13 protein-coding genes and 1 tRNA gene are annotated in these 13,610 nt (G+C 39.7%); 11 read left to right on the forward strand and 3 right to left on the reverse strand.

Translation table 11 applies throughout. From position 1 onward, the window contains the following. The first annotated feature begins 17 nt into the window (after nucleotides 1-17). The 7 genes from AACZ87_RS17500 to AACZ87_RS17530 all read left to right on the forward strand — a co-directional run bounded on the left by AACZ87_RS17500 (nucleotide 18) and on the right by AACZ87_RS17530 (nucleotide 6,404). On the forward strand, nucleotides 18-824 hold the full coding sequence (locus AACZ87_RS17500; RefSeq protein ID WP_339869034.1) for a MotA/TolQ/ExbB proton channel family protein: 807 nt from the start codon (nucleotides 18-20) through the stop codon (nucleotides 822-824). 54 nt (nucleotides 825-878) lie between these two features. After that, entirely contained in the window at nucleotides 879-1,208 is a 330-nt protein-coding gene (locus tag AACZ87_RS17505) for a hypothetical protein (protein ID WP_339869036.1), read from the forward strand. A 1-nt stretch (nucleotide 1,209) separates the two neighbouring features. Then, a complete protein-coding gene (locus AACZ87_RS17510; RefSeq protein ID WP_339869038.1) occupies nucleotides 1,210-1,845 on the forward strand; it encodes a biopolymer transporter ExbD in 636 nt (211 codons plus the stop codon). A gap of 1 nt (nucleotide 1,846) precedes the next feature. After that, complete coding sequence (locus AACZ87_RS17515; RefSeq protein ID WP_339869040.1) at nucleotides 1,847-2,308, forward strand: biopolymer transporter ExbD; 462 nt, start codon at nucleotides 1,847-1,849, stop codon at nucleotides 2,306-2,308. A 60-nt stretch (nucleotides 2,309-2,368) separates the two neighbouring features. Beyond that, nucleotides 2,369-3,682, forward strand: coding sequence for an MFS transporter (locus AACZ87_RS17520; protein ID WP_339869042.1), 1,314 nt, complete (start codon nucleotides 2,369-2,371; stop codon nucleotides 3,680-3,682). Nucleotides 3,683-3,684: 2 nt separating this feature from the next. After that, nucleotides 3,685-5,154: an NAD(P)H-hydrate dehydratase gene (locus AACZ87_RS17525; protein WP_339869044.1), complete on the forward strand. Its 1,470-nt coding sequence runs from the start codon at nucleotides 3,685-3,687 to the stop codon at nucleotides 5,152-5,154. 62 nt (nucleotides 5,155-5,216) lie between these two features. After that, nucleotides 5,217-6,404, forward strand: a complete 1,188-nt coding sequence (locus tag AACZ87_RS17530; RefSeq protein ID WP_339869046.1) for an MFS transporter — start codon at nucleotides 5,217-5,219, stop codon at nucleotides 6,402-6,404. A 43-nt stretch (nucleotides 6,405-6,447) separates the two neighbouring features. On the opposite strand, the gene asnS is transcribed toward AACZ87_RS17530, so the two are convergent. Next, nucleotides 6,448-7,899 (reverse strand): asparagine--tRNA ligase, encoded by a 1,452-nt coding sequence (asnS, locus tag AACZ87_RS17535; protein ID WP_339869048.1) that lies wholly within the window; start codon nucleotides 7,897-7,899, stop codon nucleotides 6,448-6,450. A 177-nt stretch (nucleotides 7,900-8,076) separates the two neighbouring features. Between asnS and rpoN the strand changes: the two genes are divergently transcribed. Both rpoN and AACZ87_RS17545 read left to right on the forward strand, forming a co-directional pair. Then, a complete protein-coding gene (rpoN, locus tag AACZ87_RS17540) occupies nucleotides 8,077-9,531 on the forward strand; it encodes an RNA polymerase factor sigma-54 (protein WP_339869050.1) in 1,455 nt (484 codons plus the stop codon). A gap of 74 nt (nucleotides 9,532-9,605) precedes the next feature. Further along, nucleotides 9,606-10,151 (forward strand): PA-phosphatase, encoded by a 546-nt coding sequence (locus AACZ87_RS17545; RefSeq protein ID WP_339869052.1) that lies wholly within the window; start codon nucleotides 9,606-9,608, stop codon nucleotides 10,149-10,151. 50 nt (nucleotides 10,152-10,201) lie between these two features. Here the strand turns inward: AACZ87_RS17545 and AACZ87_RS17550 are convergent, their stop codons facing one another. Then, the gene (locus tag AACZ87_RS17550) at nucleotides 10,202-10,957 is read right to left on the reverse strand and encodes a porin family protein (protein WP_339869054.1); all 756 of its coding nucleotides are present in this window, start codon (nucleotides 10,955-10,957) and stop codon (nucleotides 10,202-10,204) included. A 181-nt stretch (nucleotides 10,958-11,138) separates the two neighbouring features. Between AACZ87_RS17550 and AACZ87_RS17555 the strand changes: the two genes are divergently transcribed. Next, nucleotides 11,139-11,212, forward strand: a tRNA-Arg gene (locus tag AACZ87_RS17555). A gap of 270 nt (nucleotides 11,213-11,482) precedes the next feature. Continuing rightward, a complete protein-coding gene (locus AACZ87_RS17560; protein ID WP_339869056.1) occupies nucleotides 11,483-11,728 on the forward strand; it encodes a DUF903 domain-containing protein in 246 nt (81 codons plus the stop codon). A gap of 74 nt (nucleotides 11,729-11,802) precedes the next feature. Here the strand turns inward: AACZ87_RS17560 and yidC are convergent, their stop codons facing one another. Beyond that, the gene (yidC, locus tag AACZ87_RS17565; protein WP_339869058.1) at nucleotides 11,803-13,608 is read right to left on the reverse strand and encodes a membrane protein insertase YidC; all 1,806 of its coding nucleotides are present in this window, start codon (nucleotides 13,606-13,608) and stop codon (nucleotides 11,803-11,805) included. Nucleotides 13,609-13,610 lie beyond the last annotated feature (2 nt).

Below are 13,610 nucleotides of genomic sequence, written 5' to 3' on the forward strand. Positions count from 1 at the left end.
TATTTAAAATCCACATTATGAGAAAGTTAATCGCTTTGTTCATGCTTGCAGGCATCCTATTCGCACCTGTTATCACTAACGCACAAGATGCAGAAGATACCGCAGCACAAGAAGAAACAACACCAGTAGCAGTTGAGCCTGCTGCATCTCCCGCAATTGTAGATGACGAGATCGTCGCAGAGGAGCAAAGTTTCCACCAAGTAGTAAAAGAGAAGTTCATCGAAGGTGATCCTCTTTACATGACTCCAGTATTGATCTGTTTGATCTTGGGTTTAGCGGTTGCTTTGGAAAGAATCATCACATTGAATCTTTCTACGACCAACACCAAGAAATTGTTGATCAAAGTAGAAGATGCTCTTGAATCAGGTGGAGTAGAAGCAGCAAAGGACCTTACTAAAAGCACTAAAGGCCCTGTAGCATCTATCTTTACTCAAGGTTTGATGAGATATTCTGAAGGAATCGAGATGGTAGAGAAATCTATTATTTCTTACGGTTCTGTAGAAATGGGAAGATTGGAAAAAGGTCTTATTTGGATCTCTTTGTTTATCTCACTAGCTCCGATGTTGGGTTTCATGGGTACTGTAATCGGTATGATTGGAGCATTTGACTCTATCGAAGCAGCAGGTGATATCTCTCCTTCTCTAGTAGCAGGTGGTATCAAAATCGCCCTTTTGACCACAGTTGCTGGTTTGATCGTAGCGATTATCCTTCAGTTGTTTTACAACTATTGTGTAGCAAAAATTGATTCTTTGGTAAACGATATGGAAGATGCTTCCATTGCTTTGGTTGACATTTTGGTTAAGCACAAATTGACTGGCAAATAAGCCGTCAGTTTGCTGAAACTATAAATAAACGTTAACCTCAAAGAAATCTACATTATGGATACTTATGACATCTTATTATACGGAAGTTACATCCTAATCGCAATTGGTGCTGTAGTGGCGGTTCTTATGCCGTTGATCAAGTCTTTGGACAATCCAAAAAGCTTGCTTAAAACTGCAGTAGGAATTGTTGGTATAGTTGTATTGTTCTTCATCGCTTACTCAATTTCTAGCAATGAAGTACTTCCTAAATTTGAAGCGTCTCCTTTCAACTTAACTCCAGGTGGGTCTCAGTTGGTAGGTGGAATGCTTATCACCACTTATGTTCTTGCAATCGTTGCTCTTGGTAGCATCGTATTGACAGAAGTTACTAAAGCGATAAAGTAATATGGCCAGAAAGAAAAATAGAATGAGTACGGAGGTCAATGCAGGCTCTATGGCAGATATTGCTTTCCTGCTGCTGATCTTCTTTCTCGTCACCACTACGATCGCATCGGATAAAGGTATTTTGAATGTCCTTCCTCCGAAGCTTGATCCAAATAATCCTCCTCCAGAGATTGATTTGAATGAAAGAAATATTTTCGTAATCCGAATTAATTCAAATAATCAATATTTGGTAGAAGGTGATTACAGAGATAATACTGATGGGCTTGATGAAGAGATTAAATCTTTCATTTTGAACTTTGGTTCTCCTGATGAAGAAGGTGCTGCTTTATACAACACATTGCCAGCATCTTTGAAAGCATTAGCTGGAAGAAATCCAGAATCATCTGATGATCCAGGAGAGGCAGTTGTGTCTATTAAGACAGACCGCGGTACAAGTTATGAGAAGTACCTTGAAGTATTTGACTTAACCAAGAAGGCTTATTTCGATATCTATGCTGCCAGAGTTAATCTAAGCACAGATGAGTATAGAGCTTTGACTGGTAAGAATGATGCGGAGGAAAGTCTTATTGACCGTGGAAAGGAAGGAATCCCAATGGCGATTTCTATTGCGGAACCAGATAAAATAGGAGGAAATTAATATGGCAAAGTTTGGAAAGAAAACAAAAGCTGAGGTAAGTATTCCTACTTCTGCATTACCAGATATCATTTTCATGCTTCTTTTCTTCTTCATGGTTACGACAGTGTTGAGAGAGCAGGAAATTTTGGTAGATCAAAAGATTCCTCAAGCGACTCAGCTTCAGAAGCTACAGAAGAAGTCTCTTATTTCTTATATTTTCATAGGAAAGCCTAAGAATACTACTCAGTATGGAACTGAGCCTAGAGTACAGGCTAATGATGCGCTATTGGAGACATCAGAAATCGTACAATGGGTAAACCAGGAGCGAGATATGCTTCCAGAAGCTGATCGGGGTGGTATTACAATTTCTATGAAGATTGATAGAGATGTGAAAATGGGTCCTATTTCTGATGTTCAGACAGAACTTAGAGAAGCTGATGCTAGAAGAGTACTTTATGCATCTATAGGAAAAGTTAAAAAATAATTAAACATTATTTCTATATAAAAGCTATCCCGTATTTCGGGATAGCTTTTTTTGTATGCTATGCTTTCATCACTGAAAAATACCAAAAAGGTTCAAAATGCCTGGGCGATGTACGACTGGGCAAACTCTGTTTACAGTTTAGTTATTACCTCTACTATTTTTCCTGTTTACTTCAATAGTGTTACCAAGGGGCTCAATCCGGATGATACTGTTGATTTTTTCGGATTTGAAATTGTTAATACAGTTCTATACTCCTATTCCATCTCTTTTTCATTCTTGATTATTGCTCTGATATCACCCATACTATCTGGTATAGCTGATGCTAGTGGGAATAAGCTTCAGTTTATGAAGTTCTTTGCCTACTTAGGGTCAATATCTTGTATAGCGTTATTCTTTTTTGATGGAGGCAACCTTGAGTGGGGTATTTGCTTTAGTGTTTTGGCAAGTGTTGGATATGCAGGTAGCATTGTGTTTTACAATGCGTATTTGCCCGAGATTACTACCCCAGATAAGTATGATCTCTTGAGTGCAAAAGGTTTTGCTTTAGGTTATATCGGTAGTGTGATTTTGCTGGTTGTAAACTTGCTCATGATTCAGTTCCCATCTTGGTTTATGCTCTCTGATGATGGAATGGCAGCTCGTTTTTCATTTTTGATTACCGGTCTCTGGTGGGCTGGTTTTTCTCAGATTCCTTTTAGAGTTCTTCCTAAAAACCCTTTTGGTAAGGATATCAAAAGGGAATACTTGCTGAAGGGATATCAGGAGATTAGAAAAGTGTGGAATGAAGTGAAGCAAATTAAAGTGATGAATCGATTTCTAGCATCCTTTTTCTTTTATTCCATGGGAGTGCAAACGGTTATGTATTTGGCAGCCACCTTTGGTGATAAGGAGCTTGGATTGCCAGGTGATCAGCTGATTATGACCATTCTTATTATTCAAATAGTGGCAATTGCTGGAAGTTATTTTTTTGCTTTTATCTCTAAGAACTATGGGAATAAAAAGAGTTTGGTGATTATGGTGTTAATATGGGTTGGAATATGTGCAGGAGCATATTATGTCTATACCGTTTATGAGTTTTTCGCTTTAGCTTTTGTAGTTGGATTGGTAATGGGAGGGATTCAATCCTTATCTAGGTCCACGTTCTCTAAACTAATTCCTCGAAAAAGTACTGATCATGCTTCTTATTTCAGTTTCTATGATGTGACTGAAAAAATGGCCATTGTACTTGGGACTTTCTCTTATGGATTCATTGAGCAAATCACCGGCAGTATGAGGAACTCAGCCCTTTCCCTTGGGATATTTTTTCTTGTTGGCTTAGGATTCTTACTTTTAGTTACGATCCCGAAAAAAGGGTTTGAAACTGAAAGTGTATAGTTATGCAAAAGATATTATCCGGGGTACAAGTCAAAGAGCTTGATGCGCTGCATGTGAAAATGAGTGGGCAGGAAAGTCACGAGATGATGGAGAGTGCCTGTATGTCTTTCATCAATTGGTTTTTAGCTCAGGATTTTTCTTTAGAACGAAATATCCTAATTGCTGTTGGCGGTGGAAACAATGGTGGTGATGGATTGGCAATAGCTAGGCTTTTGACAGGTCACTCCTACAAGGTCTCACTATTGCAATGTTTTGAATCACAAGATTCCTTGAGTGCAGATGCCCTTTTGAATTTCAAAAAGCTACCTACTTCAATTCCGGTAATTGGTATTGAAAAGTGGGGTTTTTCTCCTGACGATGTATTGATTGATTCATTTTTAGGAGTTGGATTGAAAGGAGAGCTTCGACCGAATGCAATCAGGATTATTAATAAAATAAATGAGTTTGAAGGAACAGTTATTAGTGTGGATATTCCTTCTGGTTTGCCTTCGGATGATCTATTGTCTGAAGTTGCTGTTCGTGCTGATTTTACTGTAAGTTTTGAGTTTCCAAAGCTTTCGCTTTTATTACCTGAACATGCCGAATTTGTAGGAGAATTGGTCGTTATAAAAATAGGCATACTTCCAACTACTTATGCTGAATTTAACACTGGACTTTTTTATCTCGAAGGTCCGGATATTGCTCCTCTCCATAAGGTTTTTAATCGATTTAGTTACAAAGGAGATATGGGTAAAGTACTCCTTGTAGGTGGTAGCCCTGGTAAAATGGGTGCACTTATTCTGTGTGCAAAGAGTGCATTACGAACTGGATCTGGTTTGGTCACTTGTCATATGGAAGATTCGGAACGTTACATTATCCAAACTGCAGTTCCCGAAGCGATGGCTTCCTGGGGCTTGATCCCAAATCCTGAGTTTTATGATGCAGTAGGGATAGGGCCAGGGTGGGGAACTGAAAACCGGGAACGTTTATTTCGGCAGTTTTTACAAGACTTTTCAAAGCCAATTGTAATCGATGCTGATGGATTGAATTTATTGGCTAGGTATCGTGATTTAGTGTCTTTGCTTCCAAAGAATTCGATTCTTACTCCTCACATCGGTGAATTCACGAGACTGGTTGGAGCTGCAAATAATCATCTACAGAGGTTAGAAATGGCAAAGGTATTTGCTGTTGAAAATCAATTAATTTTGGTCTTGAAAGGAGCAAATACTGTGGTGAGTTTTCCTGATGGAAGACAAGTAGTAAATTCTTCTGGGACTAAATATATGGCAACTGGAGGTTCTGGAGATGTGCTCACAGGAATGATCACATCTTATTTAGGAATGGGTTACACTCCAGAAAATGCTGTTCTTTGTGGGGTTTACCATCATGGATTGGCAGGGGAAATAGCTTCACAAACTAAACGAAGGTCTATGGTCGCAAGTGATATCATTGAAGCGATTCCAGCGACTTACCTCCACTTGAATATTTCTTGATTATTTCTACTTAAGTAAACTTTATCAGACCTCTTGAGGTTTCTCAATTATCAATTTTTACCATGAACAAAGAGAAGCTTCTACTCTGGACTTTAGCCGCCATCAATTTTATTCATATTGTTGATTTCATGATTTTGATGCCTTTAGGGCCTCAGCTCATGCGGATCTTTGATATTTCACCTCGTGAATTTGGGCTTTTAGTTTCATGCTACACATTTAGCGCAGGAATATCCAGTTTTTTTGGAGCCTTTGTATTAGATCGGTTTGATCGCAAGAAAATATTGGTGTGGGTTTATATAGGGTTCGCTATTTCCACATTAGGCTGTGCATTGTCACCTAGCTATCCAGTACTCTTGGCCGCTAGAGTAATCTCAGGTTTATTTGGAGGATTAACTTCAGCCTTGATTTTGGCTATCATTGGGGATGTAATCCCTGATTCCCGACGTGGTCGGGCGATGGGATTAGTGATGGCAGCGTTTTCTGTAGCATCTGTTCTTGGTGTTCCTCTCGGCTTGTTCCTTGCAAGCTTATCCGATTGGCATACGCCTTTTTTCATCCTTACTGCATTATCGGTATTGAGCCTTGGGATGATTGTCAAATACATTCCAAATATCACAGAGCATCTCAAAAATGATATTGTTCGACCAAATCCACTGGTTGTGATTCGTAGAGTCACGAGCGATTCTAATCAAATGCGAGCAATCACACTTTCGGTAATGATGATGTTTGGCCAGTTCATGATTATCCCTTTTCTGAGCCCTTATACGGTGGCAAACGTCGGATTCACTGAGTTGCAGCTCACTTATATTTATATGGCGGGCGGTGCATTTACTATTTTTACTTCCCCTTGGGTAGGGAAGCTATCTGATAAGTACGGGAAGAAAAAGATCTTCATTGTTTTTATGCTGCTTAATCTGATTCCTATTGCCATTATCACAAACCTTGGAGTCACTCCTATACCTTTTGTATTAATGGTTTCTACGATGTTTTTTGTTACTTCAAATGGTCGATTCGTACCAGCGGCAGCCTTAATCACCGGAACTGCTAAGCCAGAAAATAGAGGGAGCTTCTTAAGTTTCAACTCAGCAGTGCAACAATTAGCAACTGGTTTGGCATCATTAATAGCCGGAATCATTATAGGTGAAAATGCTGCGGGAGAATTAACAAACTACAATAGTGTAGGATATTTAGCAATTGGTTTTAGTTTGATCTGTATTCCTCTTGCCAGAAGAATCAAAGTAGTGAGTTAAAAAATAAGCCCGATATCTCTATCGGGCTTAACTAGTATGTTTTTTAGAACTCTGCGTTTCCAGGAGTTCGCGGGAATGCAATTACATCTCTGATATTTCCCATTCCTGTGACGAAGAGCACCATTCGCTCAAAGCCAAGTCCGAATCCTGCATGAGGGGTAGCTCCAAACTTTCGTGTATCTAAGTACCACCACATTTCATCCTGAGGAATATTCATTTCCTCCATTCTGGCAGTAAGGACATCCATACGCTCCTCACGCTGTGATCCACCTACTATTTCGCCGATTCCAGGGAAAAGAATATCCATGGCCGCAACGGTTTTTCCATCGTCGTTTTGACGCATGTAAAATGACTTGATGTCTTTTGGATAATCAGTCAAAATTACTGGTTTCTTGAAGTGCTTTTCTACCAAGAATCGCTCATGCTCAGATTGTAAGTCAGCTCCCCAGCCATCAATAAGGTAGGAGAATTTCTTTTTCTTGTTTGGATTTGAGTTTCGAAGGATATCAATAGCTTCAGTGTATGTGATTCTCACAAAGTCATTATCAACCACAAATCTCAATTTCTCTATCAAGCTCATTTCGCTTCGCTGATCAGCTGGCTTCACTTTCTCTTCCTCCTGAAGTCTAGTGTCTAGGAAAGCTAGATCCTCTGCACAATTGTCAAGTGCATATCGAATCACATATTTCAAGAAATCTTCAGCAAGATCTGCATTGTCCTCTGCGTCGTGGAATGCCATCTCAGGTTCGATCATCCAGAATTCAGCCAAATGCCTAGTTGTGTTGGAATTCTCAGCTCGGAAAGTAGGGCCAAAGGTATAGATGTCTGCAAGAGCCATTGCTGCCAATTCTCCTTCCAACTGACCGGATACAGTCAGATTAGTTTCTCTTTCAAAAAAATCTTGCTTGTAATCGATTCCTCCCTCGCTAGTCTTTGGAGGGTTTTTCAAATCAAGGGTTGTGACTTTAAAAGTCTCTCCAGCCCCTTCTGCGTCAGATGCAGTGATAATAGGAGTGTGTATATAGAAAAATCCTTTATCGTTGAAGTATTTATGAACAGCAAAAGCCAACGCATGTCTAACTCTAAATACTGCGCTGAAAGTATTTGTACGCATTCTCAAATGCGCATTTTCCCGAAGGAACTCCATGGAGTGCTTCTTAGGCTGTAGCGGATATTTTTCAGGATCTGCTTCACCAAGTACTTCTATAGAAGTTGCATTCAGTTCTGAGCTTTGACCTGCACCTTGAGATGCTACCACATTCCCGATCACCTTAAGGCAAGCGCCTGTAGTACACTTTTTAAGAATTTCCTCAGAAATCAGATTAGGGTCTGCCACCACTTGGTAATTGGTAATGATGGAGCCGTCGTTTAGTGCAATGAATGAAACATTTTTGTTCCCTCTCTTTGTACGTACCCAGCCCATGAGCGTCACTTCTGTTCCAATCGGATTAGTATCCAGGATGGTCTTGATTTTGACTCGTTTGTTAAATGCCATTTGGTGATTTGTTAAGGCAGGAATTATTATCCTGCTAATAATTTAAAGGAATGCAAAAAAACGATTAAATAAGCTTTTTATCAAAAAATTGCTCGTTTTTCCTAACTTTGGCATAAGGTCTTTTTTACGCGAAAAGGCCTTTTTTGAACCCAAACAGCAGGTTTTATCCAATACTGAATGCAAAAGTTAAATCTTAGCCAATCACTTTCCCAGAAGCTTTCACCTCAGCAGATACAATTTATCAAATTACTGCAGGTTCCGACAGCTGAATTAGATACTCGAATCGAAGAGGAACTCGAGATTAATCCGGCTTTGGAAGAAGGCAAAACGGAAGAAAAAGAAAGTGCCGATGATGACTTTGAGGAAAGTTACGAAGAGGAGTCACCGCAAGATGATCGAGATGTAAACATCGACGACTACTTAGATGATGAGTATGGCGGGTACAAAATGCAAGGCGATGGCAATTACAATGCAGATGAGGAGGATCGGGAAATTCCTATTTCCAGCCAATCGTCCCTACATGAGCAGCTTGTTTCACAGTTGAGCTTTCTCAGACTTGACAGCAGAAAGAAGATTATTGGTGAGCAGCTGATCGGTAGTATTGAAAATGATGGCTATATCCGCAGAGATTTAGAAGCGATTATTAATGACTTGGCTTTTAGCCAAAACATAGAAACTGATATTGATGAGCTGGAGGAGATTCTGAGAAAAATTCAGGACTTTGATCCAGCTGGAATAGCGTCGAGGAATTTGCAGGAATGTCTTACTATTCAGCTAGAGCGAAAAGAACATCCAGATGATCCTACTGTTCAGAATGCGCTGAGAATCATGCAGGAATGCTTTGATGAATTCACCAAAAAGCATTATTCGAAGATTCAGAAGAAATGTGACCTGAGTGATGAGGAGACCAAAGAAGCGGTTAATTTGATTACCAAGCTGAATCCTAAACCAGGAGGAGTTGCAGACGGCTTAGTGCGGACGCAATATATCATTCCTGATTTCATGCTTACCAATACTGCCGGCAAATTTGAGATCAGCCTAAACTCAAAGAATGCACCGGAACTGAGGATCTCACGGTCGTATTCTGAGATGTTTGATGCATACGATAAAAGTGATAAGAAAGATAAAAAGCTAAAAGACACGGTCACTTTTGTAAAGCAAAAGCTTGATGCTGCCAAATGGTTTATTGATGCAATCAAACAGCGTCAAAATACCCTTTTGCGCACCATGGAGGCAATTCTTCAATACCAAAAAGAGTTTTTCATTGATGGGGACGAGACCAATCTCCGTCCGATGATTCTGAAAGATATTGCAGAGAAAATCGATATGGATATCTCTACCGTTTCCAGAGTGGCAAATAGTAAAGCGATTCAGACCGAGTTTGGTGTTTATCCTCTGAAGTATTTCTTCTCTGAAGGCATAGCAACTGACAGTGGCGAAGATGTAAGTAATCGAGAGGTGAAATCTGTCCTTCAGGGAATGGTAGATGCTGAGGATAAAAAGAAGCCACTTTCAGATGATAAATTAGTGAAGATGCTAAACGGTAAAGGCTACAATATTGCCCGACGTACCGTGGCGAAATATCGTGAGCAATTGCAAATCCCTGTAGCTAGATTAAGAAAAGAATTATAGTGCAGAGGATTTTTTCGTTAATTATTTCAGTTGTCTTACAGCCTTTGGTTATTCCAAGTTTAGTTTTTGGTTTGGTGCTTTTCGTAGTCCCAGAATCAACTAGTATCCCTGAAGTATTTAAGCATCGAATTTTTTATTTGGTTGCTATATCTACTTTGGCTATTCCTATGGTGACTATTTTCGGGTTGAGGCTAAGCGGAACGCTGAAGAGTATCCATATGGCTGATTTGAAAGATAGAGCTATTCCTTTTTCGGTGACGAGTATCTATTACGTGCTTACTGTTTATTTTTTGTTTCAAAAGGAAGAGCTTGATCCAATTCTGTGGGAGGTGCTGGGCATTATAACTTTGGCAATAGTCATCTTAACCCTTGTTACTTTTTTTTGGAAAATGTCTGCACATATGACGGGAATGGGTGGACTGATAGCCTGCGTGGTTGTATTAGGGCTTAAGTTTCCTACCTTTCAGCCGCTTTATCCGCTAATTGGGTCTTTGGCCTTGACTGGTTTGGTTGGTACGGTAAGGTTGTATTTAGAGGCTCATAGGCCAATCGAGATTTATGTTGGTTTGCTCTTTGGATTTGGGTTGTGCTTCGTTGGGTTTAGCTGGATTTGGGCATAAAAAAAACCGAGCAACTGCCCGGTTCTAAATTAGTTATCAAGGTGATCTTGTTAGAAAACGTTGACTGCGATACCAAAGTTGATTTGGGTAGCTTCAGTTCCACTAGGGCCAAGTCCTTTTTGAAACACTTGATTCAAGCCAAAGTAACTCCAAGCATAGAATCCCGGAGATCCAGCTTTCACAGTGATACCATATCTGAATTTTTCAAAACCGTAGTTCTGTGAGTCTTTGATTTGTCTTTTCAGTCCGTCAGAATCCTCATATCTCACTTTTGTGTGTGACTCATACAAGTATCCAAATTTACCGCCTACACTGACCTTAAAGCCTTTGCTGTAGTTGTTTTTGTTGAAGTGGTAAGTGAAATCCAGAGGGATATCAAAGTAGTTTGCCGCCACAACATTCTTCTTAATGTTAATATTGTCTCCCAGTACATCCGTAATCTCCTTCAGCTCACTTGACTCAGGACCTAAATCGGGATTGTTGTACAAAGTCTTGTCATCCTTGAATGCATACTTGTCAGTTCCTATGCCGATACCGATGTCCATGGTGAATCCAGATGATTCTCCAAAAATTGACACAGGGTACTGATAGTAAACATTAAAAGTACGGGATGCGAAGAAATGAATCCCTAGATCCTCTGATCTGTTGTTTAGTTGATTGAAGCCAAATTCAAATTTCAAATCACTTGGAATGTTGGGTCTTCCACCAATGGGAGTTTTTGGTTTTTTAGCGATTTGCAGCGTATCCTGAGCGAAAGCGGTTTGAATCAAAGCAAAGGCTAGTAGGAAGGTGTATATTTTTTTCATCAAATTGGTTTACTTAAAATGCACTCAATGCGGGCAAAAATAGGAAATCCCAGAGGATTTACCCCGTTTTTGATCTTAATTATTCTTAAGGATGAACGTAGGTCTGGTCAAGAAATTATAAAATTCTTGTCAATCAATATTTGGATAAAATCTAATTTTAGATACCTTTGCATTCCAATTCGGCTTCGTAGCTCAACTGAATAGAGCACCTGATTACGGCTCAGGAGGTTTCAAGTTTGAATCTTGACGAGGTCACAAAGCCCAGCTAGTTAATAGTTGGGCTTTTTTTTTTGTGACTCAAACGCCAGACTTCCAGTTGTTTAATGAGTCAATAGGATAATCTTGTAGATCACCCGTTTAATCTGCTGCAGGAAACTGCTAAGAATCGTGACAAGTTCTACATGAAATCAAGCATAGATTTCTTTGCTGCATTTGTTTCGAACACTTAGATTCTTTTTACAGTACTTTTTTTTAGAAGTTATTTTTACTCATTTTAGCCAATGAAATCACCCTGCCAATCTTTGAATGAAAAAGTATCTTCCTTTTCTTATTTTGCTTCTATCTGGGTGCAATCTTTTCGAGGATACCAAATTAGTAGACATCAAGGATATCGATGGGCCATGCACCATTGTCTTGACCGATGGCACTACTGTAGTCACAAATGGCAATATCGAGATGGATAAGAAAACATTGGCGATCACCTATCGTGATGAGGATGGCAAGATCTGGTCTGTTTTTAGAAATGACTACACTAGCTATTCTTGCGAGTGATTCTACCAGTTTCTATATTCTAATCTCTCATAGATAAGCATTAAAAAAGGAGCCCGATTGGACTCCTTTTTTAATTATTTTTTGCGACTGTTATCTGAGGCTTTCATCGCATCTTCCAATTTTTGCTGGAATTTTGATTTCTTCTTGTTTACGTTTTTCACTTTGCTTTCTTCCACTTTTGCTCTGATTTTATCATCATCCACAAATAATTTGATCAATGCTTGCTGACCGAAAGTCACCATGTTTGATACGAAATAGTAGAAGCTCAAACCTGCTGGATAAGAGTTCAAAATAAACATGAACATGACCGGCATGATATAACCCAAATTTTTCATTGGTCCAGTTGCCGTAGTGAGTTGATTGTTGAAGTGCGTGTAAATGATTTGTGACACAGTCATCAACAAAGTGAACAAACTAACGTGGGATCCATAGAAAGGGATGGTAAACGGTAGTTTGAAGAAAACATCATAGGTAGAAAGATCCGTCGCCCAGAGAAACGATTCCTGGCGAAGCTCAATTGCATTAGGAAAGAAAAAGAACATCGCAAACAAGAATGGCATTTGAAGCACCATAGGGAGACATCCTGAAATTGGACTTACGCCTAATTTGGAGAAAAGCTTCATTTGCTCCTGCTGCATCTTCGTAGCGTCATCTCCATATTTTTCCTTCAGTTCATCTATCTCTGGCTTGATCACTCGCATCTTAGCCATCCCGATGTATGATTTGTATGTCAGTGGGAAAAGCGCAAGTTTGATCAGGAATACGATAATGACGATGATGACACCGTAGTTGGTGAAAAACTTCTCAAGGAATGCAAATAGATTAACGATGATGTATTTGTTAACCCAGCTTACAAAGAAGTAACCCATGTCCACATTGTCCTCAAAACCATCAGTAACCCGCTTTAGGGTTTTGTATTTGTCTGGGCCGAAATAGTAAGTAAACCCAGCTTTGCCATCCTGAAGTGGGATAGATAAGGTGGTAGCCATCGAGCGGACGATAGCGCTGTCAGCAGGTGTACTTTGGGTGATGGATACATTTTGGAAGTCAGTATCCGCAATCATCGCCGCAGTGAAGAAGCGCTGGCTAAAGCTTACCCATTTGACAGGCTCCTCAATCAACTCTTGCTCTAAATCATTTCCAGCACCGAGGTTGTCAAAAGACCCGGAACTTGTATAGTAGTTAAGTCTTGCTTGTCTTCTTGATTCGGCCAAGTTCATTTCTTGAGCGATTACCTGATCTTCCCAGTTTACTGATAAAGAATTCCCGGTAACTACTCCTTGATAACGATCTACTTCGAATGATTTCTTTACCTGATAGCTTCCGTCTGCCAAAGAGAACGATTGAATGATTGACCCACTTTCAGTTCCTGCTGTTAGCGTAAGAGTTTGGTTTTTTACTCCCTCCTCGTTTTCACTGCTTGTAACAGCTGATGTGAAATAAAGGTCATTCAGCGCTAAAGGTCCTTTATTGCTTTCAATGATGAAATCCATTTTAGAACTTTCCTCATTGAAAAGCTCCAGAGGTTCCATTTTCCAGCTTTTGTATTCTTTTAGTATTACCTTTTTGACCTGAGCTCCTTTTGAGGAAATCTCTACTTGTATTAGGTCGTTTTCAAGTGTAAGAGTTTGTTCTTCTCCTACTGTAATACTTGCTAGAGCGCCATATTTTGCAACTCTCGCTACATCTAGCGTACTATCATTCTCAGCAATACTTTCTGGCATTGCTGTTTGACTTGGTGCATTTGATTGAATCGACTCAGTTTGCGTAGTGGATGCTGTCTCCACTTCAGGGATCTCAGGTGAACTCGCAAAGAAAAGCGAATAAACAAGGATGACTGCAGCAAAAAGAATCAAACCAGTTGCTTGATTTCTGTCCATAA

The sequence above is a fragment of the uncultured Algoriphagus sp. genome (assembly GCF_963974365.1).
Taxonomy (GTDB): Bacteria; Bacteroidota; Bacteroidia; order Cytophagales; family Cyclobacteriaceae; genus Algoriphagus.

Coding starts and splice junctions, on each gene's coding strand:
- AACZ87_RS17530 (WP_339869046.1), top strand. CDS start 5,217: ATGAACAAAGAGAAGCTTCTACTCTGGACTTTAGCCGCCATCAATTTT.
- AACZ87_RS17525 (WP_339869044.1), top strand. CDS start 3,685: ATGCAAAAGATATTATCCGGGGTACAAGTCAAAGAGCTTGATGCGCTG.
- AACZ87_RS17560 (WP_339869056.1), top strand. CDS start 11,483: ATGAAAAAGTATCTTCCTTTTCTTATTTTGCTTCTATCTGGGTGCAAT.
- AACZ87_RS17510 (WP_339869038.1), top strand. CDS start 1,210: ATGGCCAGAAAGAAAAATAGAATGAGTACGGAGGTCAATGCAGGCTCT.
- AACZ87_RS17515 (WP_339869040.1), top strand. CDS start 1,847: ATGGCAAAGTTTGGAAAGAAAACAAAAGCTGAGGTAAGTATTCCTACT.
- AACZ87_RS17550 (WP_339869054.1), bottom strand. CDS start 10,957: ATGAAAAAAATATACACCTTCCTACTAGCCTTTGCTTTGATTCAAACC.
- yidC (WP_339869058.1), bottom strand. CDS start 13,608: ATGGACAGAAATCAAGCAACTGGTTTGATTCTTTTTGCTGCAGTCATC.
- asnS (WP_339869048.1), bottom strand. CDS start 7,899: ATGGCATTTAACAAACGAGTCAAAATCAAGACCATCCTGGATACTAAT.
- AACZ87_RS17505 (WP_339869036.1), top strand. CDS start 879: ATGGATACTTATGACATCTTATTATACGGAAGTTACATCCTAATCGCA.
- AACZ87_RS17520 (WP_339869042.1), top strand. CDS start 2,369: ATGCTTTCATCACTGAAAAATACCAAAAAGGTTCAAAATGCCTGGGCG.
- AACZ87_RS17500 (WP_339869034.1), top strand. CDS start 18: ATGAGAAAGTTAATCGCTTTGTTCATGCTTGCAGGCATCCTATTCGCA.
- rpoN (WP_339869050.1), top strand. CDS start 8,077: ATGCAAAAGTTAAATCTTAGCCAATCACTTTCCCAGAAGCTTTCACCT.